Source organism: Bradyrhizobium sp. B097, from assembly GCF_038957035.1.
Classification (GTDB): Bacteria; Pseudomonadota; Alphaproteobacteria; order Rhizobiales; family Xanthobacteraceae; genus Bradyrhizobium.
Genome location: NZ_CP152412.1, coordinates 8,603,928 through 8,627,576 on the forward strand (window position 1 = coordinate 8,603,928; position 23,649 = coordinate 8,627,576).

Genomic DNA, 23,649 nt, shown 5'->3' on the forward strand with positions numbered 1-23,649 from the left:
GACACGCTCCTCGGGTGAAGGAATTGGCCGGCGCCCCTCGATCGAGGCGGCGCCGGCGACGGCGTCCTCTTCAGGCCCGCCAGAACGGCTTGTCGGTCTCGAAAACGATGTCGCTGCGGGACATGCCGATGTCGTGTAGGTCGCGCTCGGTCCACTGCGACAGCTCGCGGCGGCGCTCGTAGCGATCCCACCAGACGTGCAGGGTCTCGCCGACCTGGTTCAACAGCCCCGATGCATGATGATCTGGCGTATGATGATTTGTCATCGATTCATGGGTAAAAATGGACATCTGCGGCTCCTATCGGTAACCTGTTGGCGGCAATATCGGAGCTATTCGGCCTGTTCACAAACGACACTTTGTACCGCTTCGCATGAATTAAAGTCATGCATTTGGAGACTATCCTGAGATGACCAGCCGCCTGCCTTCGTTGAACGGCCTAAGGGCGTTCGAGGCCGCAGCGCGGCACATGAGCTTCACGGTCGCGGCGTCCGAATTGAACGTGACGCAGACCGCGATCAGCCATCAGATCCGGCGCCTCGAGGAAGAGCTCGGCGTTCGTCTGTTCGTCCGCCAGAACCGCTCGTTGAGCCTGACGCCGGAGGCCGCCGAATACCTTCCCGGCGTTCGCGCCGCCTTCAACGACCTCAGGCTCGCGACCGACCGCCTGCTGCGCCGGGACGACGATCACGTGTTGACCGTCTCGACGCTGGCATCGCTCGCCGCCAAATGGCTGCTGCCACGGCTGTCGGCGTTCCAGGAGACGCATTCCGGCATCGATGTCCGCATCACCACCTCGACCAGCCTGGTCGACTTCCAGCGCGACAAGGTCGACGCGGCGATCCGCTACGGCCGCGGCCAATGGGCGGGCCTGCGCGCGGACTGGCTGATGGCCGACGAGCTGTTTCCCGTGTGCAGCCCGTCGCTGCTGGATGGAACCAGGCCACTCGAATGCCCCGAAGACCTCAGGGACCATGTGCTGCTGCACACCAGCAACGCCAACAGCGACGATTGGCGGCTGTGGCTGACCGCAGCCGGACTTCCGACAGACATCTCCAAGCAGCCGGGGGTTACCTTCGACCTGCTGTTCGTGACGATCCAGGCTGCGATCGACGGCATCGGCATCGCGATGGGCCGCACCTCCTATGTGCAGGACGACATCGCCAAGGGCCGTCTCGTGGTTCCCTTCAAGATCGCGCTGCCGGCCGATGCCGGCTTCTATCTGGTCACGCCGCAGGGACGCGCCGATTCACCAAAGCTCACTGCGTTCCGCTCCTGGCTCGGCGCTGCGGCACATACGACGACTTGATGCGGCGCACGCCGCACGGGACTATTGTTCTGACGCGTTTTCTTCACGCGAACCGGTGTCCACTTCGCTCGAGAACGCTCTCATCAAAGTCCCACCTACGGCTTTTTTCCCATAGCGCCGGAGCGATTTCGGGTTGGTCGCGCCGGACAGCCGTGCCAAATTGCCGCATATGGCAGTTAACTGCCTTGGCCGGCGACACAATTTGCGCCGGCCGTTTTGTCACGGGGAGGAAAGGGCGTTATGTCGCAGTCGAGTCCATCGCAAGTCCCGCAGATCAAGTCGCGTCTCGGCGCCATCCTGCGCGCGACCAGCGGCAATTTCCTCGAGCAATTCGACTTCTTCCTGTTCGGCTTCTATGCGCCCTTGATCGCCAAGGCCTTCTTCCCCTCCGAGAACGAGACCGCGGCGCTGCTCAACGCTTTCGGCGTCTTCTGGCTCGGCGCCCTGATGCGCCCGGTCGGCGCCATCGTGCTCGGCGCCTACATCGACAAGATCGGCCGCCGCAAGGGCCTGATCGTGACGCTGGCGATCATGGCGGTCGGCACCGTGGTGATCGCGATCTGCCCGACCTATGCGACGATCGGCATCGCGGCGCCGATCATCGTGCTGATCGCTCGCCTGCTGCAAGGATTCTCCGCCGGTGTCGAGCTCGGCGGCGTCTCGGTCTATCTCGCGGAGATCGCCACGCCCGGCAATCGCGGCTTCTACACCTCGTTCCAGTCGGCGAGCCAGCAGGTGGCGATCTTCGTCGCCTCGATCCTCGGCTTCATCCTGAGCGAGAGCATGCCGGCCGCGACCGTCGCGAACTGGGGCTGGCGCATCCCGTTCTTCGTCGGCTGCTTGATCATTCCGGTGATCTTCTTCCTGCGCCGCACGCTGGAGGAAACTCCGGCGTTCCTGGCGATGAAGAAGCATCCGACCGCGCGCGAGGTGTTTGCCTCGGCGCTCGCCAACTGGCGCATCGTCATCCTCGGCATGATGATCGCGGTGCTGACCACCACGACCTTCTATTTCGTCACCGTCTACACGCCGACGTTCGGCAAGGCCGTGCTGAAGCTCTCGAGCCAGGACGCGCTGCTGGTGACGCTGCTGGTCGCGGTGACCAACTTCATCTGGAATCCGGTCGGCGGCGCGCTGTCCGACCGGATCGGCCGCAAGCCGGTGCTGCTCGCGATCGCCTGCCTGTCGCTGGCGACGGCCTATCCGGCGCTGCACTGGCTGGTCGCCGATCCCTCATTCGGCAAGATGCTGGCGGTCGAGATGATGTTCTCGTTCTATTTCGGCGTCTACAGCGGCACCATGCTGGGCTGCCTGGTCGAGATCGTGCCGGCGCATGTCCGCACCACCTGCTTCTCGCTGGCCTTTGCGCTGGCGGCCGGGCTGTTCGGCACCTTTACGCCGTTCGCCTCGACCTGGCTGATCCAGCAAACCGGCGACAAGGCCTCGCCTGGCTACTGGCTGATGTGCGCCGCGGTGCTCGGCATCGTCGCTACGCTGATCGTCTATCGCGGCGGCCAGACCATCGAGCAGCGTGAGACGGTCGCGGCGTGATCTTTGCGCATGCAATTGGGGCAGACTCTTTGATTTGAGCATGATCTTTCGGAAAACCGCTACACACTTTTCCGGATCATGCTCATTCGCCTGCCCCTGTTGCTTTCCATGCCAACAACGATAACAAGAGCGCATGGTTGATCTGACGCGCAGGTTCGACGTGCTGGTGATCGGCGGCGGCAACGCCGCGCTCTGCGCTGCGATCAGCGCACGGCGCGCCGGCGCCTCCGTGCTGGTGCTGGAGGGCGCCCCGAAATTCTACCGCGGCGGTAACACCCGCCACACCCGCAACATGCGCTGCGCCCATGACGCGGCGACCGAGATCCTCACCGGTCCCTACACCGAGGAGGAGTTCTGGAAGGATTTGCTGCTGGTGACCGGCGGCCAGACCGACGAGGAACTGGCCCGCTTCATGATCCACGAGTCCAAGGACATATTAAACTGGATCGTCGAACAGGGCGTGCGCTGGCAGCCCTCGCTCGGCGGCACACTCAGCCTTGGCCGCACCAACTCGTTCTTCCTCGGCGGCGGCCGCGCAATGCTGAACGCGCTCTATCGCACCGCCGAGGCGCTCGGCGTCGACGTCCTCTACAACGCCGAGGTGATCGATCTCAAGATCGAGGACGGCATGTTCCTCTCGGCACAGCTGAAGCAGCCGATCGGCGGCAAGACCGAGGTGCGCGCCTCGACGCTGGTCGCGGCGGCCGGCGGCTTCGAGGCCAATATCGAATGGCTGAAGCAATATTGGGGCGAGGCCGCCGACAATTTCCTGATCCGCGGTACGCCCTATAACCGCGGCGCGATCCTGAAGTTGCTGCTCGCGAAGGGCGTGCAGGAGATCGGCGATCCCACGCAGTGCCATGCGGTGGCGATCGACGCGCGTGCGCCGAAATTCGACGGCGGCATCATCACCCGCCACGACTCGGTCGTGTTCGGCATCGTCGTCAACAAGCACGCCGAGCGGTTCTACGACGAGGGCGAGGACATCTGGCCGAAGCGCTATGCGATCTGGGGCCGTCTGGTCGCCGCCCAGCCGGACCAGATCGCCTACATCATCTTCGATTCCACCGTCGTGACGAGCTTCATGCCGACGCTGTTTCCGCCGATCGCGGGCGCAACGATCGCAGAGCTCGCCGGCAAGCTCGAGCTCGACGCGTCAGCGCTGGAAAAGACCATCACCGATTTCAACGCCGCGGTGCAGCCCGGCACGTTCGACCACACCATCCTCGACGACTGCGCTACCCAAGGCATCACGCCGCCGAAGACGCATTGGGCGCGCAAGATCGAGACGCCGCCCTATCTCGCCTATCCGGTGCGGCCCGGCATCACCTTCACCTATCTCGGCACCCGCGTGAACAAGCAGTCACGGATGCTGATGAAGAACGGTAAGCCGTCGGCCAACATGTTCGCCGCCGGCGAGATCATGGCCGGCAACGTGCTCGGCAAGGGCTACGCCGCCGGCATCGGCATGACCATCGGCAGCGTGTTCGGCCGTGTCGCCGGGCGGGAAGCCGCGAAGAATGCGCGGAACTGAGGACAAGGCTGGCGCGATGCACGGGACGAGGATATTGCAGGAAGCCGACCGTCTGATGACGGTGTGCAATTCCTGCCGCTATTGCGAGGGCCTGTGCGCGGTGTTTCCCGCGATGGAGATGCGCCGTGCCTTCTCCGACGGCGACCTCAACTATCTCGCCAATCTGTGCCATGCCTGCGGCGCCTGCTACACCGACTGCCAGTTCTCGCCGCCGCACGAATTCAACGTCAATGTCCCGAAGACGCTGGCGGTGGCGCGCGCCGAGTCCTATGCCGCTTATGCCTGGCCGCGCGCCTTTGCCGGCGCGTTCGCGCGCAACGGCCTCGTCATCAGCCTGATCGCGGCGCTCAGCGTCGCCGCGTTCATCTTCGGCTTCGCCGCGATCAACGACCGCGGCGTGCTCACTGGCATCCACACCGGCCCCGGCGCGTTCTACAAGCTGATGCCGCATAATGCGATGGCGCTGCTGTTCGGCGCCGCCCTGCTCTACGCGATCCTCGCGCTGGCGATGGGCGTGCGCGCATTCTGGCGCGCGATCGGCGAACCCGTCGGCATGAAAACGGACACGAAGTCGCTGCTGCAGGCGGTCCGCGACGCCGGCGAGCTGCGCTACCTCGACGGTGGCGGTGTCGGCTGCTTCAACGAGGACGACCACCCGACCGACCGCCGCAAGCTGTATCACCACTTCACCTTCTACGGCTTCGTGCTGTGCTTCGCCGCGACCTGTGTCGGCACGCTGTACCATTACCTCTTGGCGCGCGAAGCGCCCTATGCGTGGTGGGACCTGCCGGTCGTGCTCGGCACGCTCGGCGGCATCGGCCTGGTGGTCGGCCCGATCGGGCTCTTGTCGGAGAAATGGATGCGCGACCGCGTGCTGGTCGACGAGCAGCAGATGGGCATGGACACCGCGTTCATCCTGATGCTGTTCCTGACCAGCGTCACCGGCCTTGCCTTGCTGCTATGGCGCGAGAGCGCCGCGATGGGTCCGCTGCTGGCGCTGCATCTCGGCGTGGTGTTCGCGCTGTTCATCACCATGCCCTACGGAAAGTTCGTGCACGGCATCTACCGCTTCGTCGCGCTGGTGCGCTACGCGCGCGAACGGCAGATGATGGTGGAATAAGCGGATTGACAGTCGTTCCGGGGCGATGCGCAGCATCGAACCCGGAACCTCGAGATTCCGGGTTCGCGTCTTCGACGCGCCCCGGAATGACATGCCGCTACAGATCCACCACCACGTAGTCGCTTTCCACAGCGACCTTGATGGTCTCGGCGACATACGGCCCCTTCACCACATTGGTGCCCGGCTCGACACTGACGGGATAGGCGCGCACGCGGAAGCGGCGCGGGTCGCAATAGGACTGGCCGGTGCGGATATCGAACTCCCAGCCGTGCCAGGGACAGCGCAGGATCTCACCGAGCTTGGTGTATTCGATCTCGCCGGGGTCCGACGACGAGGCAAGCCCGATCAGCGGCCCCTCGCACAGCGCCGCGCCCTGATGCGGGCAGCGGTTCAGCAGGCCGAAGAACTCGCCCTTGACGTTGAAGACGGCGATCGGCCGCCCGTCGATCTCGAGGAACTTTCGCGACCCCGGCGGCAGCTCGTCCACCGGGGCGATCACATGACGCGCCATCTATGCGATACCGTACAGCTGCTTCGCATTGTCGAGATAGAATGCCTGGCGGTTGGCATCGCTGACGCCGGCCGGCAGCACGCGCGACGGCTCGTCATAGTCCCAGTGCGGGTAGTCGGTCGCGAACAGCAGCTTGTCCCAGCCGATCCACTCGATGGTCTGGAACAGATGGTCGCGGCTCTCCGGATCCTCCATCGGCTGCGTCGTCCACCAGATGTGATCGCGGATATACTCCGACGGCTTGCGCTTCAGATGCGGCACCTCGGCGTGCAGCCGCGCAAACACCTTGTCGAGCCGCCACGCCAGCGACGGCGCCCAGCCGAACCCGGCCTCGACCATCACCATCTTCAGTTTCGGGAAGCGCTCGAACACGCCCTCGAGCACGAGGCTCGCCAGCGCGGTCTGCTGGCATTGCGAGTGGCCGACCATCTCCTCGATGTAATAGCTCGGCCAGCCCGACGCGGTGATCGGGTTGCCGCCGAAGCCGAAGGCGTGCACGCCGATCGGAAGGCCGGCCTCCTGCGCCGCCTCGTAGATCGGCCAGTAACGGCGCTGGCCGAGCGGTTCGACATTGCGGCTCAGCAGCAGCACCTGGACGAAATTCGTATCGCCCGCGCGCCTGCGGATTTCGGCCGCGGCCGACACGCCGTCCTCATTGGCGACGACGACCGAGCCCTTCAGGCGCGAGTCCTTGCTGGTCCATTTCTCGATCTGCCAGTCGTTGATCGCAGAGCAGATCGCGGCGGCGAGGTCCTGGTTGCGGATGCCCTGCCCGGTGTTGAGCGGGTTGAGCACGCCGAGCGCGACATTGTTGGGATCGAGATGCTGCTTCTGCATGAAGGACAGCGACGAGCCCTGCGGGCCGCCTTCCGGCGGATAGGCATCGCGGCGCGAGGCATTGGGCTGCGCCTTCGGATAGGGCGGGCCTTCCATCATACCCTGATAGGGATGGACGCCGAAGGTCTCGAGATGGGTGTGCCAGCGCTTGGCCAGATAAGGATGCAGTTCGTCCTTGGTCGCGCGTGCGGGATGGATGTCGCAATCGGCGATCGCGGTCTTGATGCCAGCTGACGCAGCCGCGTCGGGACGTTCCCGAATCTGGATGTTCATCGCACCGTCTCCTTCACCTGCAAGCGCGGATAGGTCGCATGCGGATTGTCGACCATGATCTTGCGGACCAGATCCGGCGACAACCCCTTCGGCAGCACCTCGTCGCCATCGAACTGCCAATGCGGGTAGTCGGTCGAGAATAGGATCAATTCGTCCGACTGCATATGGTCGAACAGCCGGTTCAGGGTGTCGCCGTCCGGCGGCGCGTCGACCGGCTGCAGCGAGAAACGGATGTTGCTGCGCACAATCTCCAGCGGCGCGCGGTCGACCCACGGTGTTTCCATGCGCACACCGCGCCAGAACTTGTGCAGCCGCCACAGGAACGGAGGCAGCCAGGTGAAACCGGACTCCAGCATCACCATTTTGAGGTTCGGATGGCGCGCGAACACGCCCTCGACGATCAGGCTGGTGAGCTGGGTCTGGAACGCCTGCGCCTGCGCGACATAGTCCTCGATGTGGTAGGACCCCCAGCCGACCGAGGTCGGCGGGTTGTGATAGGCGCTGCCGGCATGGATGCCGATCGGCAGGCCCAGCCGTTCGGCCGCGGCGTAGATCGGCCAATAGTGACGCTTGCCGAGCGGCGTGTCGCCCATCACGAGCATCAGCACCTGCACGAAGCGCTTGTCCTGCGCACAGCGCTCGATTTCGGCGACCGCCTTCTCGATGCTCTGCACGGGGATCACGATCGAGCCGCGCAGACGATCGTCCTTGTCGAGCCATTCCTTGACCAGCCAATCGTTCAGCGCGCGGCAGAACGCATCGGCCATGTCCTCGGAGAACACCATCTGCACGCCATAGAGCGGATTGCAGATGCCGGTGGCGGTGCCGAACCGGTCGAGCGCCTGGTGCTGCATGTCGGCAAGGCTCGAACCGGGCTTGCCCTGGGCGGGACGCCAGTCCGGCCGCGAGGCGATCGGCGAATTGGTCGGATAGGATTGCGAGATCAGATCGGTCATGCCGCGCGTCGTCACCTGGTCGCGCCAGTAGTCGTTCATGTACGGCAGCAGGCTGGTGAGGTGAGGCACGGCGGGATGCAGATCGCAATCCACGCCACCCGCGATCGGCAACGTCATGGTGTTTCCTCCGGCGCACGCTCTCACAACAACTTGTCGGGCGCCGCCTGGTTCTTGTCCGATATTCAATCAGGCCGGGCTGCGGTCCGCAACTCGGCAGAGGCCGGTGTGGTGTGCTAGGAAGGCAGAACGCCCCACGGGATTTTCATGGCAGTTTTCATGGCAGTTTTCATGGCAAGCAACGAGAAAGAGCGCCGATGAACGCACTCATATCCATCGCCGAGCAGGTCGCCGCGAAGCTGATCGCGAACAAGCAGACGGTTGCGGTCGCGGAATCCTCCACCGGCGGCCTGATCTCGGCATCGCTGCTCGCCGTGCCGGGCGCGTCGGCCTATTTCCTCGGCGGCGGCGTGATCTACACACGCGATGCACGGCGCGCCTTGATGGACATTCCCGACGACGCCATGCGCGGCCTCCGCTCGTCGTCGGAACCCTACGCGCAACTGCTGGCACGCCAGATCCGCGAGCGCCTCTCGACCGATTGGGGATTGTCGGAGACCGGCGCCGCCGGCCCGACCGGCAACCGCTACGGCGATGCCGCCGGCCATAGCTGCATGGCGGTCGCAGGTCCCCGGCAACAGGTGATCACGCTGGAAACCGCGAGCTGCGACCGGCAGGCCAACATGCAGGCGTTCGCAAAGGCAGCGCTGGAGCTGTTGTTGAAGAATCTGCAGCGGTAAATTTCCGCGTCGTCCCGGGCAAGCGAAGCGCGACCCGGGACCCATAACCACCGATGGCAATTGCGATGCTCCGCTGGAGCTACAGCCTGCCCCAACAACTCGATCCAGTGGTTATGGGTCCCTGCTTTCGCAGGGACGACGTGGGGAAAGAGCCCGCTCTGGGTTAAGCGGCCGTAGCCCGGATGAAGCGAAGCGCAATCCGGGGCAGCTGCATTCGCCGCGCGACCGTTCTCGGATTTCGCGGAGCCTGTCATCGGGCCCGCGTTCGCGCGACCCGTTGGCTTCATCCGGGCTACGAGAGCTTCTGCGAAAAACTCACTTCTCGCGGAACGAGCGCATGAACTGGTCGCTCAGCGGCTTCATCAGGTACGACATCATGGTGCGGTCGCCGGTCTGGACGAAGGCTTCCACCGGCATGCCGGGGATGATCTTCACCTCGCTGCCGAGGCGCGCGACTTCTTCGGGCGGCATCGAGACGCGGATCGTGTAGTAGCTCTGCCCGGTGCGCTGGTCGGTGTTGACGTCGGCAGAGACGCGGGCGACGACGCCGTTCAGCTCCGGCGTGGTGCGCTGGTTGAAGGCGGAGAGCCGCAGCACGGTCTTCTGTCCGACCTGGAGCTTGTCGATGTCCTGTGGGTTGACCTTGGCTTCGACCGACAGGTCGTCGGCCCTGGGCACGATCATCATGATGGCATCGCCCGCGGTGACGACGCCGCCGACCGTGTGGACGGTCGATTGCAGCACCACGCCGTCCTGCGGGGCGCGGATATCGATGCGGCGGAGCTGGTCCTCGGCGGTCACCTTGCGCTCGACGAATTCGCCGATCTTGTCGTTGGCCTCGCGCAGGTCCTTCGAGACCTCCGAGAGCATGTCCTTGTCGACCTGGATGATCTGCAGCTCGGTCTCGGTGATCTTGCCCTTGGCCTGGGCGCGCGAGGCAATGTACTGCGCACGCTCGCCGGAGAGCCGCGCCGCGTCGCGCTCCAGCGTGGTGAGGCGGGTGAGCTGCACCAGATGCTGCTCATAGAGCTGGCGGACGCCGACCAGCTCCTGCTGCACCAACGCGATCTCCTTGTCCTTGGAGGTTTCCTGCGCCTGCAGGCCGGCGATTTCCTCGTTGAGCTGGGTGACGCGTTCGCGCAGCTGCGCCTTCTGGCCGGCGCGGCCGTTGACCCGGACCTCGAACAGCTTGGTTTCGTTCGCCATGATATCGCGGACGTCGGGATCCCGCGCCTGCTCGGTGAGCTGCGGCGGATACGCGATCTTGTCGAGGCCCTGCTGCTCGGCCTGGAGCCGGGCTGCACGCGCATAGAGACCGTTCAGCGTCTTGACCACGATCGCAAGGCTCGCCTTCACGACGGTCTCGTCGAGACGCACGACGACGTCGCCCGCCTTGACCGTGTCGCCGTCGCGCGCCAGGATTTCGCCGACGACGCCGCCGGTCGGATGCTGCACCTTCTTGACGTTGGTATCGACAACCACCGAGCCCGGCGCGATCAGCGCGCCCGAGATCGGCACCGTCGCGGCCCAGCCGCCGACGCCGCCGCCCAGAACCAGGACCACGACGAGGCCGACCACGAGGTGCTTTCTGATCGAAGCATGTGCGTTGCGCGGCTGATCGGTCATGCGGTCGCTCATGACTTGGTCGCCCCCGCATCGGCGACGATCTTGATCGGCGTGGGCGCCGGCGGCGCGACGCGCTGCAGCACCTGCGCGAGCACGGTCTCCTTCGGCCCGAAGGTCTGCATGCGGCCGTCCTTGAGCACCAGCAACTGGTCGACGCCCTCGATGCCGATCGGCCGGTGTGCGACCACGACGACGACGGCACCGCGCTCGCGGGCGCCACGCACCGCGCGGGTCAGCGCCTCGTCGCCTTCGCTGTCGAGATTGGAGTTCGGCTCGTCCAGCACGATCAGGAACGGATTGCCGTAGAGCGCGCGCGCCAGCGCGACGCGCTGCGCCTGGCCGGCGGAAAGCGCAGTGCCCTGCTCGCCGACCTGGGTGTCGTAGCCCTCGCGCATCTTGATGATCATCTCATGCACGCCGGCCTCCTTGGCCGCCGCGATGATACCGTCGGACTTGGCGTCGGGGTCGAACCGGCAGATGTTCTGCGCGACCGTGCCGGCGAACAGTTCGACGTCCTGCGGCAAATAGCCGACATGGCGTCCGAGTTGATCCGACGACCACTGATCCAGCGCGGCACCGTCGAGCCGTACCTTGCCGCGCGCCGGCACCCATACGCCGACCAGCGCCCGGATCAGCGACGATTTGCCGGAACCGCTCGGGCCGATCACACCGACGCCGCTGCCGGCTTCGACGGCGAAGGTGACATCCTGCACGATCGGGCGCTGGTCGCCCGGCGCAACCATGGTCACCGCCTCGACCGAGAGTTTCTTCTGCGGCGCCTGCAGCAGCGTCTGCTCCGGCCGCGCCGGAATCTGCTGCAGCAGGCGGTTGAGGCGCTGCCAGCTCTGCCGCGCGGCGACGAAGCTCTTCCAATGCGCGATCGCGAGATCGACCGGCGCCAGCGCCCGCGCGCTCAGGATCGAGCCGGCGATGATGATGCCGCCGGTGGCCTCCTGGTGGATCACGAGATAGGCACCGACCGCGAGCACCGCCGACTGCAGCATCATGCGCAGCACCTTGGCGACCGCACCGAGCCCGCCGCTCACGTCGCTCGCACGCTGGTTGCCGGATAGATATTCCTCGTTGGCTTCGTTCCAGCGCTTGTTCATCCGCCCGGCCATGCCCATCGCCACGAGCACTTCGGCGTTGCGGCGGCTGGAAGCGGCGAGATCGTTGCGCCGCGCCGCGAGCGACATCGCTTCCCTGGCCGGCGTGCGCGACATGTATTCGGTGATCAGCGTCAGCGTCACCAGGATGACAGCGCCGACCAGCGCCGTGACGCCGAGCAGCCAATGGAACGCGAAGCAGATCAGCATGTAGAACGGCAGCCAGGGCAGGTCGAAGAACGCGCCGGGACCCATGCTGCCGAGGAAGGAACGCACATTGTCGAGGTCGCGCAGCGGCTGCAGGCCCTCGCTGCGATTGCCGGCCATCAGCGGCAGCCGCACGATGGTGTCGAACACCCGCGCATTGAGCGCTTCGTCGAGCGAGGTGCCGACGCGGCCGAGGATCCGTCCGCGCAACAGATCGAGCACGCCCTGGGCCATGTAGAGGACCGCGGCGATGACGACGAGGCCGACCAGGGTCGGAACACTGCGGCTCGGCAGCACGCGGTCGTAGACCTGCAGCATGAACATCGAGCCTGTCAGATACAACAGGTTGATCATGCAACTGATGAGGCCGACGCCGATGAAGGCACTGCGGCATGCGCGCAGCGCCTCAGCCAGTTCGGAACGCCGGACAGCGGGCGCGGCTGCCATAAAAACCGATCTCTGCAAAACAAAAGAGTTACGTGATCGCCACGTTGTACAGACGTTTGCGACCACCGTCCATTTCAAGTCGCGCCAACCAAAGCATGGTTCGCGGCCTATTTTTGTGATCCCACAGACAGTTGACGGAATAATTAGGGTTAACCGGCCGCGGAACCCGGACCCGCAGCGGGTGCGCTTCTCGGAAAGGGCACGAGAATGACCGACATCGAGACCCGGCCGATCTCGCCTTCCACGTCGAGCAATACCCCGCTGCCGACGCCAAGCCCGGCCTCCGGGCGCCAGCGGGCCTCGGCGCGAATACCGATCCACGCGCCCCGCGGCGGCCTGAACAGCTGCACCGCAAGGTTCGGATTGGGGTCGGCCACCACGTTCTGCACCGGACGCGCGATGCCGTGGGTCCAGTCGGCCGGACCGAGCACGCGCGCCAGCGGGCCGGCATCCGCGATCACGCTGTGACGCATGCGAAACCAGGCGACGTCGTCGCCGGCGCGGGCTTCCATCGCGTCCATGAACCAGCTGCGGCCATGGACCGCGTGCGGGCTGCGCAACGGAAAGACCGTGGGATCCACCGGGTCGGCTGCGCTGCCGTGAAAGCCGGGGACATCGACCGCACGTTCGCGCGACAGCGTCACGCGCACCGTCGCACAGGGCTGCTCCTCGCCGGCCGGCCACAGCGTGTTGTCGACGACGCTGACCCGGCCGCCCTCGGTCACGACTGCGACTTGCGTGCGCAATTCCGCCATCGGCGCCGGCCGCAGGAACCAGGCGCACGCCGATATCGCGGTGCCCCAGTTGCGCGGACCTGCCATCGCCTCGACCTCGGCGGTCAGGAGGCTTGCGACCGCTCCGCCCTGGAGGCCTGCGAACGGCCCCGCCGCCAGCGCAGCGGGCTTCCAGTGATGCGGCGTGGCGAGCGGTTCGAAAATGGCCAAGGCGGATGAGATCTTCTGAGGTGAGCAGAATTGAGCGTGGGAGCAATCTGATCCAAGAATGGCGACCATGACAAAAGGCCATTCATCACTTCAGGTGAACAGGATTCACCCATTGGACGCCCCGGATCCGCGGGCCATCCCGCCGCTGACCGCGCTGCTCGCCTTCGAGCGCGCGGCAACCCAGCTCAGCTTCCGCCGCGCCGCGCACGACCTGTCGCTGAGCCCGTCGGCGATCAGCCATCAGATCCGCGGACTGGAGCAGCAGTTCGGCACCAAGCTGTTCGTCCGCGGCGCGCGCTCAGTGCGGCTGACCGCGGACGGCGAACGTTACCTGGCAAAGGTGTCGGCCGCGCTGGCGACGTTGCAGGAGGCGAGCCGCGACATGCTGCGGCAACGCGGCGAGGCCAGCGGCGAGCTGTGGATCAGCTCTTTGCCGTTCTTCACCAGCGCCGTGCTGCTGCCGGCGCTGCCGGAGTTCAAGCGGCGTCATCCGCAACTGACGCTGCGGATCGAGGCCACCCACCAATATGCCGACTTCAACGGCTCGCGCGTCGATGTCGCGATCCGCTACGGGCGGGAACATGCCGCCGGGCTGAAGGTCGAGCCGTTGGTCCAGGTCAGGGGATTGCCGGTCTGCATACCGGCGATGGTCAAGGCGGGGCTTCGGAGCCCTGCAGACCTGTCCCGCGAGGTGCTGATCCATGTCACGACGCAACCGCGGGCGTGGCCGACCTGGCTGAAGGAGGCCGGCTTGCCGCATCTCGCCCCGCGCGGGCATCTGTGGCTCGACAGCGTGCCGGCGATGCTGGAGGCTGCGGAACACGGGCTCGGCGTGGCGCTCGCAATGGCGCCCCTGATCAAGGCGCGGCCGGGCTTCGGCAAGCGGCTGGTGGCGCCGTTTGCATTCGAGGCCGCGCATCACGAGACGATCTACCTGGTCTCCCGCACCGAGCTGGCACGAGACCGGCGGATCGCGGCGGTGCGGCGCTGGATCGCCGACGCGGTGGCGCGGGCGAGCTAAAGTGTGATGAAGCCAGGTCGAACCTGCGACCGCAAAGACGTTGCGCTGCCTCTCCCGCTTGCGGGGGAGGGCTGGGGTGGGGGTCTATCCGCGAGCCATATCGTGGAGAGAACCCCCACCCGCCGCGCTACGCGCGTCGGCCTCCCCCGCAAGCGGGAGAGGCGAAACGAGTCTGCGGTCCGACTGATTCAGCCAAAAGGCTACGCGTTTTAGACCGCGGCGACCGCCGGTTCTGCCAGAACACAGCGCGCCAGATGCCCGGGCGCGGTTTGCACGCTGGGCGGCAATTGTTCACTGCAGCGCGGCTCGGCGAACTTGCAGCGCGGTGCAAACGAGCAGCTGGCCGGCGCGTGATCGAGCGAGGGCGGCGTGCCCGGAATGGTCTCGAGCCGCTGACCGCGCATCGCGCCGTGAATGGTCGAGGCCAGCAGGCCCTTCGCATAGGGATGAACCGGCGTGCGCACGATATCGCGCAAGGCGCCCTGCTCCACGATCTGGCCGGCATACATCACCGCGACCCGGTCGCAGATCTCGATGGCGACGCCGATATCGTGGGTGACGAAGATGACGGACATTCCGAATTCGCGCTGCAGCTCGCGCAGCAGCAGCAGGATCTGGATCTGCACGGTGGCATCGAGCGCGGTGGTCGGCTCGTCCGCGAGCAGGATCTTCGGCTTGCAGGCCAGCGCCAACGCGATCATCGCACGTTGGCGCATGCCGCCCGACATCTCGTGCGGATAGGAGTCGAGCCTTCGTTTCGCGGAGGGGATCCGCACCACCTCGAGCATCTCGAGCGCGCGCGCGGTGGCGTCGCGCTCGCTCTTGCCCTCGTGGCGCATCACCGTTTCCGCGATCTGGCGGCCGATCGTGTAGACCGGATCGAGCGCCAGCGCCGGCTCCTGGAAGATCATCGAGACGGTCTGGCCGCGGAATGCGGACAGCGCCTCGTCATCCATCGCCAGCACGTCCCGGCCAAGCACATTGACGCTGCCGGAGATCTGCGTGCGTTTCTTCGGTAGCAGCCGCATCAGCGCGCGCAGCGTCACGCTCTTGCCCGAGCCGGACTCGCCGAGCAGCCCCAACACCTCGCCCTCGCCGAGCTGTAGGCTGAGATCGTTCACGGCATGGACCGTGCGATCTCCGGTGAAGCGGATGTTGAGGTTGTTGATCTCGACGAGACTGGTCATGCGAGCTTGGGGACCCTGGCGTGGAAGTCGGTCGCGCGCTGGAAGGCGGCGCCGATCCGGAGCAACACCGCTTCCTCGAAGGAGCGGCCGATCAGCTGCATGCCGACCGGCAGACCCGCCTTGGTGAAGCCCGAGGGGATCGAGAGCGACGGCAGGCCGAGATAGTTGACCGGGCGGGTGAACCTCGTCAGCCGCTGGATCACCGCTTCCGCGCCCGGACCGTTGCCGACATCGCTCTCGGCGATCGTCGGCGCCGGCACCGGGGCCGACGGCGCGATCACCGCATCGACGCCACTGACCGCCGCGTTGTGCGCGGCGAGCGCGGGTCCGCGCCAGCGCATCGCCTCGAGGTAGGTGACCGCGGGAATGGTGAGGCCATTCTGCAGCCGCATCAGGACCTGCGCGCCGTAATCCTGCGGCCGCTCGATCATCCAGCGCTTGTGATAGGCCGCGGCCTCGGCCGCGAGCACGAGTTGCGACGCGGCGCTGAGCTGGCGCTGATCGGGCAGCTCGACCTTGACGATCTCGGCGCCTTCCTTCTTCAAGGTGGCCACCGTCTCGTCGAGGATGCGCGCGACCTCGCCATCGAGGTCGTCGACATAGAACGCCGTCGGGACGCCGATCTTGAGACCCTTCAGCGATTGTCTGGTCGCGGCCAGATAGTCGGGCACCGGTTGCGTCGACGCCGTCAGGTCCTCGGAATCGGCGCCGGCCATCAGGCCGAGCAGCAGCGCGCAATCCTCCGCGGTCTGCGCCAGCGGACCGACGGTGTCGAGCGACTGCGACAACGGCATCGCGCCCGCGCGGCTGACGCGGCCGACCGTCGTCTTGAGGCCGGTGACGCCGCAGAAATGCGCGGGCATGCGCACCGAGCCGCCGGTGTCGGAACCCAGCGCGGCAAAGGTCAAGCGCGCGGCGACCGCCGAGCCCGAGCCCGACGACGAGCCTCCGGTGATGTGCTGGACATTCCAGGGATTGCGCACCGCGCCGTAATGCACATTGTGGCCGGTCGGCCCATAGGCGAACTCGACCATCTGCAGCGAGCCGAGCCGAACCTGCCCGGCATCCTTCAGCCGCTGCAATGCCGTCGCGGTCGTCTTCGGCACGAAGTCGCGGCGGATCAGCGAGCCGCAGGTCACGACCTTGCCGGCCTCGTAATACATGTCCTTGTGCGCCAGCGGCACGCCGTGCAGCGCGCCCCGGCTGTTGCCCTTGGCGAGCGCGGCGTCAGCTTCGGTGGCGGCCGCAAGCGCCTGTTCGGATTCGATCGCCATATAGGCGTTGAGGCGCGGCTGCCATTCCGCGATGCGATGCAGTACGGCGCGCGTCACCTCATGCGAGGAGACTTTCTTGTCGGCAATCGCCTTGGCGACCGCGGTCAGCGTCATCAGGGCCGGTTCGGTGCTCATTTCGACACCTTCTGCGCCAGCAGGAAGCTCGCGGGTTCGAGATCGAACGGCAGCGTGCCGGAGATCGGCGCGAAGCCGTCGAATGCCGGTCCGATCGAGTTGGCGATGCGGGCGGCGACATCGTCATCGGCGGGCACGTCGGCGACGTGCGCGATCACCTTGACGTCCTTGGGAGTTGGTCTGGTCATGCCGCGTTTTCTCCTTTTGCTTTTGCCGGCGCGCGGCTGTGCCCCGAGCCAGCAATGGCCATGTAGCACGCCGCTTGATGGCCCATTGTATCGAGATCGCTGAGTTTTGGCGTGTCGTTTGCGCAGAGCGGCTCCGCAAATGGACAACGGGTGTGAAACCGGCAGCCGGCCGGCGGATCGATCGGATTGGGCGGATCGCCCGAGATCGGCGGTACCTCCGTGCGCCTGTCGGGATCGGATGACGGCATCGCCGCCAGCAGCGCGCGGGTATAGGGATGCGCCGGCGCGTCCCAGACCGCGTCGACCGGGCCGAGCTCGACGACCTCGCCGAGATACATCACCAGCACGCGATCGGAGATGTAGCGGACCACGTTGAGATCGTGGCTGATGAACAGATAGGTCAGGCCGAATTCGCGCTTCAGGTCGGCGAGCAGATTGAGCACCTGCGCCTCGACCGATTTGTCGAGCGCGGAAACCGCCTCGTCGAGGATCACGAGCCGCGGCGACAGCGCGAGCGCGCGGGCGATATTGACGCGCTGGCGCTGGCCGCCGGACACTTCATGCGGATAGCGGTTGGCGAAAATCTCCGGCCGCAAGCCCACCTTGCCGAGCAGCTCGCGCGCCAGCGTCCGCGCCGTGTCGTCGGCCATGCCGTGGACTTTTGGTCCGAACGCGATCGATTCCTCGATGGTGAGGCGCGGGTTGAGCGAGGCGTAGCTGTCCTGGAACACCATCTGCACGCCGCGCCGCAAATCGCGCAGCGAGAGCGCCGGGCCGACCTGCCGGCCGTCAAAGATGATGTCGCCGGCATCGCGCGCCATCAGATGCATCAACAGCCGCGCGGTGGTCGACTTGCCGCAGCCGGATTCGCCGACAATGCCGACGGTCTCACCCTTCATGACCGCGAACGAGACATCGTCGACGGCACGCACGGTCTTGCGCGGGCTGAACAGCCCGCCGCGCACCGGGAAGTGCTTGGTCAATCCATTGACCTGCAGCAGCGGCTGCGCGGCGCCGCCGATATCGGCGACCGGCTCCAGCATATCGACGGAGAGATTGGCCTCGCTCATGCTCTAGTTCCTGATGTCCATGGCGCTGCGCATGCCGTCGCTGAGCAGATTGAAGCAGATCGAGACCGCGAAGATCATCGCGCCCGGCAGCGCCGCGACCCACGGATTGACATAGATCGCGGTACGCAGCGTGTTCAGCATCAAGCCCCATTCCGGCTCCGGCGGCTTGGTGCCGAGCCCGAGGAACGAGAGGCCCGCGGCGAGGATCATCGACACCGAGATCAGGCCGGTGGCGTAGACGAAGATCGGGCCCAGCACATTGCCGAGCATGTGCACGCGCATGATGGTGAAAGGACCGGCGCCGGACGCGCGCGCCGCCTCGACGAAATCCATGTTGCGGACACCGGTGGTGACGCTTTCGGCGACGCGGGTGATCTGCGGCACGAACACGATGGTCAGCGATACGATCGAGTTGGTGATGCCGGCACCGAGCGCCCCCGAGATCGCGATCGCCAGCAACACCGACGGGAAGGCGTAGAACACGTCGACGGTGCGCATGATCGCGGTGTTGAGCTTGCCGCCGACATAGCCTGCGACGAGGCCGAGCGAGGTGCCGATCATGAAGGCGAGGATCACCGGCAGGATGCCGATCAGCAGCGACAGCCGTCCGCCGTAGATCAGCCGCGCCAGCATGTCGCGGCCGAGCTCGTCGGTACCGAGCGGATAGCCCGGCGTGCCGATGTGGCGGAGACGACGGATCATCGAGCCCTGATAGGGATCGGCGAGATGCAGCCATGGCGCCAGCAGCGCAGAGGCGAAGATCAGCACCAGGATGATGGCGCAGGCCATGCTGACCTTGTCGCGCCTGATGCGGCGCCCAACCGTCGCCCAGTAGCCGCGCGCCTTGGTCGCGGGCGCGGCCTGCAATGCAGTATCTGACATCGCACTCATGGCTAGCTCCGCTTGATGCGCGGATCGATCGCGGCCTGCGCGATATCGACCAGGAGATTGAGCAGCACGAAGAACAGCGCCAGCACCAGGATCGTGCCCTGCAACAGCGGAAGATCGCGCTGGAAGATCGCCGAGTTCAGCAGGAGCCCCGAGCCCGGCCAGGAGAACACGGTCTCGATCAGGATCGAGCCGCCGAGCATGTAGCCGAGTTGCAGACCCATCACCGCAAGCGCGGTCGGCGCCGCGTTCTTGATGACGTGGCGGAACACGCCGGTCTCGCGCAGGCCCTTGGCGCGCAGCGCCTCGACAAAATCCTGGCTCAGGATGTCGCCGGTCAGCGCGCGCACCGTTCGGGTGACGATGCCCATCGGGATCACCGAGGTGGTGATCGCCGGCAGCACCAGATAGCGCAGATGCTCCCAGTCCCACGCCCAGGCGCCGGAGCCGCCCGGGCCTGCACCGACCGCGGGCAGCCAGTTGAGCTGCACCGAGAAGATGATGACCAGCACCATGCCGAGCCAGTAATGCGGCAGCGAGACACCGGCGATGGCAACCGACGTCGCGACCTTGTCGACCCAGGTGTCGCGGAAATAGCCGGCGATCAGCCCGAACAGCAGGCCGAGCGTGAAGCCGATCATCGCGGCCGCAATCGCCAGCATCACGGTGTTGCCGACCGCGCGCATCACCTCCGACAGCACAGGCCGCCCGGTCGCAATCGAATTGCCGAGATCGCCATGGATCGCGCGCCACAGCCACAGGCCAAACTGCACCGGCAATGGGCGATCGAAGCCGTAGGCGCTGCGCAACTGCGCGGCGAGCTCCTGCGAGGCATCGGCCGGCAGCACCGCGACCAGCGGATCGCCGGGCGTGATGTGCACCAACAGGAAGCACACGAGCGCAACGCTGAGCACGATCGGAATGACGTAGACGATCCGTCTGGACGTATAGGCGAGCACGTTGGGTTCTTTCTTCCTTCTCCCCTTGTGGGAGAAGGTGGCGCGCAGAGCGCGCCGGATGAGGGGTTCTATCCGCGGATCCAGTCATTTTATTTCAGCGAGGAGTGTCCGCGGAGACACCCCCTCACCCGGCTTCGCTCTCGCGAAGCCACCCTCTCCCACAAGGGGAGAGGGGACCTAGAGCGCCGCGCGTTAACTCACGGCACGACCGAGACCGGCGAAAAGTCGACGAACCAGCTCTTCGGCTGCACAAAGCCCTTGACCTTCGGGCTCATCGCGCGCGGCGCAACGTCGTGAGCGACGTACAGGAACGCCGCATCGTCGACCGAGGCGGCGTGCAGTTCGGCAAGCGCGGCGTCGCGCGCCGCCGGTTCGAAGGTCTGGCGGGCCTTCTTCACCAGCTCATCGAACTTCGGATTGTTGATGAAGCCCCAATTGTTCGAGACAGGCGGCGCCATACCCGATTGCAGGAAGCGCACCAGCGCGAAGAACGGATCCATCGCCGCATAGGTGACGTTGGTCGCGTTCGATCCATTGGCCGACGGATCCTTGGCGCCGCGCCGCCAGTTGGTGAACAGCGTATTCCACTCGATGACGTCGAGCTGCACATCGAAGTAGCACTCGGCCAAAGCCTGCTGCAGATACTCGTTCATGGGCAGCGGCAGCATCTGGCCCGAGCCCGACGCCGAGGTCTGGATCTTGACCGTCAGCTTCTTGTTCGGACCGAAGCCGGCCTCCTGCATCAGCTTCTGCGCGGCCGGCTTGTCATACTTGATCTGGAAGGTCGGGTTGCCGCGCCAGGGATGGCCGGGCTCGAACGTGCCGGTTGCCGGCACCATCAGCCCCGCAAGCAGGCCGTCGCGCAGCCCTTCGCGATCGATGCAGAGATTGGCGGCCTTGCGGACGCGGATGTCATTCCACGGCGAGCCCTCGACGCGGGAGAACTGCCACGGCCAGACATGCGGCTCCTCGTTGGAATAGAGATTGAAGCCACGCTGCTTGATTTCGGGCAGCGCGTCGGGCGCCGGCGCCTCGATCCAGTTCACCTGCCCCGACAGCAGCGCCGCAGTGCGCGCGTTGGCCTCGGGCATCGGCAACAGCACCATCTTGTCGGTCTTCGGCACGCGGGCCTTGTCCCAGTAGTTCTCGTTCTTCACCAGTTCGAGCCGCTCGCGCGGGGTGAAGCTCGACATCTTCCACGGGCCGGTGCCCGAAGCGTCCTTGGCGAACGCGGCCCATGCGGCCTGCGACTTCGCCTTGGCGTCGGCACCTTCGGCCTTGTCGTAGAATTGCTGCCACTTGGCCGGGCTTGCCATGAACAGATTGGTGAGGTTGATCGGCAGGAAGCTGTCCGGCTCCTTGGTGGTCAACTCCACCGTCATGTCGTCGATCTTGCGCGCCGAGACCAAGGTCGGCATGCGCGAGGCGGTGACACCGACCTGGCTCGCATCGTATTGCGGCGCGTCCTGCTTCAGCACCTTGTCGACGTTCCAGACCACCGCATCGGCATTGAACGGCGAGCCGTCGTGAAAGCTGACGCCGGGACGCAGCTTGAAGACCCACTTCGTCTTGTCGGCTTCGTCGACCTTCCACTCGGTGGCAAGGCCCGGAATCAGCGCGCTCGCCTTGTCCGACGAGGACAGGTCCCACATCGTCAGCGCGTCATACATCGTGAGCCCGGTGAAGCGATTGCCCTCAAAACCCTGGTCGGGCTGCCCGAGCGTGCGCGGAATATCGGCAGCCGTCATGCCAATGCGCAGCACGGACTCAGCGCTGGCGATCGCCGGCACACAATTGGCGATCGCAAGCGCCAGCATGATCGCCGTCGCATTGGTCTTCCTGTTACGCATCTGAGCAACCCCTTCGAAGTCTGGTGACGTTTTAGTGATTATTTCTTGGGCAAGCGTATGCAATGCCTGTGCCAAGGGGAATAGTTCTTCAGCAAATAACCGCCGGGCGCGTCATTTCTTCCCACCTCGCGCCTGAACCGTGCGAAGATGCCTATTCTGGCATCATGCTTGCAGGATTTGGCCCCGACTTCCCACCAACGGAGCCTCCATATGCGCGCGCGCAATTCGATCCTGACGGCGGCAATGGCGCTCGCCCTGACCGCGGGCTGGCCGGCCACCTCAGCGCGAGCAGAGTCCATTGTGCGCTACGGCATTTCGATGGCCGACATTCCGCTGACGACCGGCCAGCCCGATCGCGGCGCCGGCGCCTATCAGTTCACGGCCTACACGATCTACGATCCGCTGGTGGCCTGGGAGATGGACGTTGCCGACCGGCCGGGCAAACTGGTGCCCGGGCTCGCGACCGAATGGAAGGTCGACGACAACGACAAGACCAAGTGGCGCTTCACGTTGCGCAAGGGCGTCAAATTCCACGACGGCAGCGACTTCAACGCCGACGCGGTGATCTGGAATCTCGACAAGGTGCTGAACGACAAGGCACCGCAATTCGACAAGCGGCAGAGCGCCCAGGTCAAGACCCGGCTGCCCTCGGTCGCGAGCTACGCCAAGATCGACGACCAGACCGTCGAGATCACCACCAAGACGGTCGACTCCTTCTTCCCCTACCAGATGCTCTGGTTCCTGGTCTCGAGCCCCGCGCAATATGAGAAGCTCGGCAAGGACTGGGACAAGTTCGCCAGCCAGCCCTCCGGCACCGGCCCGTTCAAGCTGACCAAGCTGGTGCCGCGCGAGCTCGCCGAGCTGACCAAGAACCCGGACTATTGGGACAAGAAGCGGCTTGCGAAGGTCGACAAGATGATCCTGATCCCGATGCCGGAGGCGCTGACCCGCACCAACGCGCTGCTGGCCGGTCAGGTCGACCTGATCGAAACCCCGGCGCCCGACGCCGTGCCGCAGCTCAAGGCCGCCGGCATGAGGATCGTCGACAACGTGACGCCGCATGTCTGGAATTATCACTTGAGCGTGCTGCCGGGTTCGCCCTGGACCGACATCCGCCTGCGCAAGGCGCTCAACCTCGCAATCGACCGCGATGCGGTGGTTGGCCTCATGAATGGCCTGGCCAAGCCCGCCAAGGGCCAGGTCGACCCGTCGAGCCCGTGGTTCGGCAAGCCGACCTTCGAACTGAAATACGACCTCGCGGCCGCGAAGAAGCTGGTTGAGGAAGCCGGCTATTCCAAGGACAAACCGCTGAAGACCACCTTCATCATCGCCCAGGGCGGCACCGGGCAGATGCTGTCGCTGCCGATGAACGAATTCCTGCAGCAGAGCTTCAAGGAGATCGGCATCGACATCGACTTCAAGGTGGTCGAGCTCGAGACACTCTATTCGCACTGGCGCAAGGGCGCGGCCGACGAGATGAACGCCGGCATCACCGCCAACAACATCGCCTATGTCACCTCGGATCCGCTCTACGCCATCGTGCGGTTCTTCCATTCCGGCCAGGTGGCGCCGACCGGCGTCAACTGGGGCGGCTACAAGAATCCGAAGGTCGACGCGCTGATCGACGAGGCCAAACAGACCTTCGACAGTGCGAAACAGGATGCGCTGCTGGCGCAGGCGCACGCGCTGATCGTCGACGATGCCGCGCTGGTGTGGGTGGTGCACGACACCAATCCGCACGCGCTGTCGCCGAAGGTGAAAACCTTCGTGCAGGCGCAGCACTGGTTCCAGGATCTGACGCAGATCGGACTGGAGTAGGTGTCGTCCCGGCGAAGGCCGGGACCCATACGCCGCGGCCGGC

21 protein-coding genes are annotated in these 23,649 nt (G+C 65.6%); 7 read left to right on the forward strand and 14 right to left on the reverse strand.

Going from position 1 to position 23,649, the window contains the following annotated elements:
- Nucleotides 1–70: 70 nt before the first annotated feature.
- Nucleotides 71–289, reverse strand: a complete 219-nt coding sequence (locus tag AAFG07_RS39625; RefSeq protein WP_198964904.1) for a DUF1127 domain-containing protein — start codon at nucleotides 287–289, stop codon at nucleotides 71–73.
- 118 nt (nucleotides 290–407) lie between these two features.
- Here AAFG07_RS39625 and AAFG07_RS39630 point away from each other — a divergent pair, with 118 nt between their 5' ends.
- From AAFG07_RS39630 to tcuB, 4 genes are all read left to right on the forward strand, one after another.
- Nucleotides 408–1,307 carry a transcriptional regulator GcvA gene (locus AAFG07_RS39630; RefSeq protein ID WP_342724991.1) on the forward strand — a complete coding sequence of 300 codons (900 nt, stop codon included), beginning with the start codon at nucleotides 408–410 and terminating at the stop codon, nucleotides 1,305–1,307.
- 240 nt (nucleotides 1,308–1,547) lie between these two features.
- Complete coding sequence (locus tag AAFG07_RS39635; RefSeq protein WP_342724992.1) at nucleotides 1,548–2,858, forward strand: MFS transporter; 1,311 nt, start codon at nucleotides 1,548–1,550, stop codon at nucleotides 2,856–2,858.
- 142 nt (nucleotides 2,859–3,000) lie between these two features.
- Nucleotides 3,001–4,392, forward strand: coding sequence for an FAD-dependent tricarballylate dehydrogenase TcuA (gene tcuA / locus AAFG07_RS39640; RefSeq protein WP_342729382.1), 1,392 nt, complete (start codon nucleotides 3,001–3,003; stop codon nucleotides 4,390–4,392).
- Nucleotides 4,393–4,408: 16 nt separating this feature from the next.
- Nucleotides 4,409–5,512, forward strand: coding sequence for a tricarballylate utilization 4Fe-4S protein TcuB (gene tcuB / locus AAFG07_RS39645; RefSeq protein ID WP_342729383.1), 1,104 nt, complete (start codon nucleotides 4,409–4,411; stop codon nucleotides 5,510–5,512).
- A 97-nt stretch (nucleotides 5,513–5,609) separates the two neighbouring features.
- Here the strand turns inward: tcuB and AAFG07_RS39650 are convergent, their stop codons facing one another.
- From AAFG07_RS39650 to AAFG07_RS39660, 3 genes are read right to left on the reverse strand one after another with little or no spacing between them, the layout of a single operon-like run.
- Nucleotides 5,610–6,023, reverse strand: a complete 414-nt coding sequence (locus tag AAFG07_RS39650) for a Rieske (2Fe-2S) protein (RefSeq protein WP_016846808.1) — start codon at nucleotides 6,021–6,023, stop codon at nucleotides 5,610–5,612.
- On the reverse strand, nucleotides 6,024–7,133 hold the full coding sequence (locus tag AAFG07_RS39655) for an amidohydrolase family protein (RefSeq protein ID WP_342724993.1): 1,110 nt from the start codon (nucleotides 7,131–7,133) through the stop codon (nucleotides 6,024–6,026). It lies immediately after the preceding gene.
- Entirely contained in the window at nucleotides 7,130–8,206 is a 1,077-nt protein-coding gene (locus AAFG07_RS39660) for an amidohydrolase family protein (RefSeq protein ID WP_342724995.1), read from the reverse strand. Before AAFG07_RS39660 ends, AAFG07_RS39655 begins: the two co-directional genes overlap by 4 nt.
- A 197-nt stretch (nucleotides 8,207–8,403) precedes the next feature.
- Here AAFG07_RS39660 and AAFG07_RS39665 point away from each other — a divergent pair, with 197 nt between their 5' ends.
- Nucleotides 8,404–8,886 (forward strand): CinA family protein, encoded by a 483-nt coding sequence (locus tag AAFG07_RS39665; RefSeq protein ID WP_342724996.1) that lies wholly within the window; start codon nucleotides 8,404–8,406, stop codon nucleotides 8,884–8,886.
- Between the two features lie 315 nt (nucleotides 8,887–9,201).
- On the opposite strand, the gene AAFG07_RS39670 is transcribed toward AAFG07_RS39665, so the two are convergent.
- The 3 genes from AAFG07_RS39670 to AAFG07_RS39680 all read right to left on the reverse strand — a co-directional run bounded on the left by AAFG07_RS39670 (nucleotide 9,202) and on the right by AAFG07_RS39680 (nucleotide 13,216).
- On the reverse strand, nucleotides 9,202–10,524 hold the full coding sequence (locus AAFG07_RS39670) for an HlyD family type I secretion periplasmic adaptor subunit (RefSeq protein ID WP_342724998.1): 1,323 nt from the start codon (nucleotides 10,522–10,524) through the stop codon (nucleotides 9,202–9,204).
- Entirely contained in the window at nucleotides 10,521–12,272 is a 1,752-nt protein-coding gene (locus AAFG07_RS39675) for a type I secretion system permease/ATPase (RefSeq protein WP_342724999.1), read from the reverse strand. The genes AAFG07_RS39670 and AAFG07_RS39675 overlap by 4 nt, the downstream gene beginning before the upstream one ends.
- A gap of 149 nt (nucleotides 12,273–12,421) precedes the next feature.
- Nucleotides 12,422–13,216 (reverse strand): acyl-CoA thioesterase domain-containing protein, encoded by a 795-nt coding sequence (locus AAFG07_RS39680; RefSeq protein ID WP_342725000.1) that lies wholly within the window; start codon nucleotides 13,214–13,216, stop codon nucleotides 12,422–12,424.
- A 112-nt stretch (nucleotides 13,217–13,328) separates the two neighbouring features.
- On the opposite strand from AAFG07_RS39680, the gene AAFG07_RS39685 reads away from it, so the two are divergent.
- On the forward strand, nucleotides 13,329–14,237 hold the full coding sequence (locus AAFG07_RS39685) for a LysR substrate-binding domain-containing protein (RefSeq protein ID WP_342725001.1): 909 nt from the start codon (nucleotides 13,329–13,331) through the stop codon (nucleotides 14,235–14,237).
- Nucleotides 14,238–14,446: 209 nt separating this feature from the next.
- Here AAFG07_RS39685 and AAFG07_RS39690 read toward each other — a convergent pair whose 3' ends face one another.
- The 7 genes from AAFG07_RS39690 to AAFG07_RS39720 form a co-directional block, all read right to left on the reverse strand.
- Entirely contained in the window at nucleotides 14,447–15,424 is a 978-nt protein-coding gene (locus AAFG07_RS39690) for an ABC transporter ATP-binding protein (RefSeq protein ID WP_342725002.1), read from the reverse strand.
- Nucleotides 15,421–16,833 carry an amidase gene (locus tag AAFG07_RS39695; protein ID WP_342725003.1) on the reverse strand — a complete coding sequence of 471 codons (1,413 nt, stop codon included), beginning with the start codon at nucleotides 16,831–16,833 and terminating at the stop codon, nucleotides 15,421–15,423. The genes AAFG07_RS39690 and AAFG07_RS39695 overlap by 4 nt, the downstream gene beginning before the upstream one ends.
- Nucleotides 16,830–17,021, reverse strand: coding sequence for a hypothetical protein (locus AAFG07_RS39700; protein ID WP_229164996.1), 192 nt, complete (start codon nucleotides 17,019–17,021; stop codon nucleotides 16,830–16,832). Before AAFG07_RS39700 ends, AAFG07_RS39695 begins: the two co-directional genes overlap by 4 nt.
- Nucleotides 17,018–18,091, reverse strand: a complete 1,074-nt coding sequence (locus AAFG07_RS39705; RefSeq protein WP_342725004.1) for an oligopeptide/dipeptide ABC transporter ATP-binding protein — start codon at nucleotides 18,089–18,091, stop codon at nucleotides 17,018–17,020. The genes AAFG07_RS39700 and AAFG07_RS39705 overlap by 4 nt, the downstream gene beginning before the upstream one ends.
- A 3-nt stretch (nucleotides 18,092–18,094) precedes the next feature.
- A complete protein-coding gene (locus AAFG07_RS39710) occupies nucleotides 18,095–18,982 on the reverse strand; it encodes an ABC transporter permease (protein ID WP_342725005.1) in 888 nt (295 codons plus the stop codon).
- Nucleotides 18,983–18,984: 2 nt separating this feature from the next.
- Nucleotides 18,985–19,938, reverse strand: coding sequence for an ABC transporter permease (locus AAFG07_RS39715; RefSeq protein WP_176528672.1), 954 nt, complete (start codon nucleotides 19,936–19,938; stop codon nucleotides 18,985–18,987).
- Between the two features lie 197 nt (nucleotides 19,939–20,135).
- Nucleotides 20,136–21,755 carry an ABC transporter substrate-binding protein gene (locus AAFG07_RS39720; protein ID WP_342729384.1) on the reverse strand — a complete coding sequence of 540 codons (1,620 nt, stop codon included), beginning with the start codon at nucleotides 21,753–21,755 and terminating at the stop codon, nucleotides 20,136–20,138.
- A 243-nt stretch (nucleotides 21,756–21,998) separates the two neighbouring features.
- Here AAFG07_RS39720 and AAFG07_RS39725 point away from each other — a divergent pair, with 243 nt between their 5' ends.
- Nucleotides 21,999–23,606 (forward strand): ABC transporter substrate-binding protein, encoded by a 1,608-nt coding sequence (locus AAFG07_RS39725; protein ID WP_342725006.1) that lies wholly within the window; start codon nucleotides 21,999–22,001, stop codon nucleotides 23,604–23,606.
- Nucleotides 23,607–23,649 lie beyond the last annotated feature (43 nt).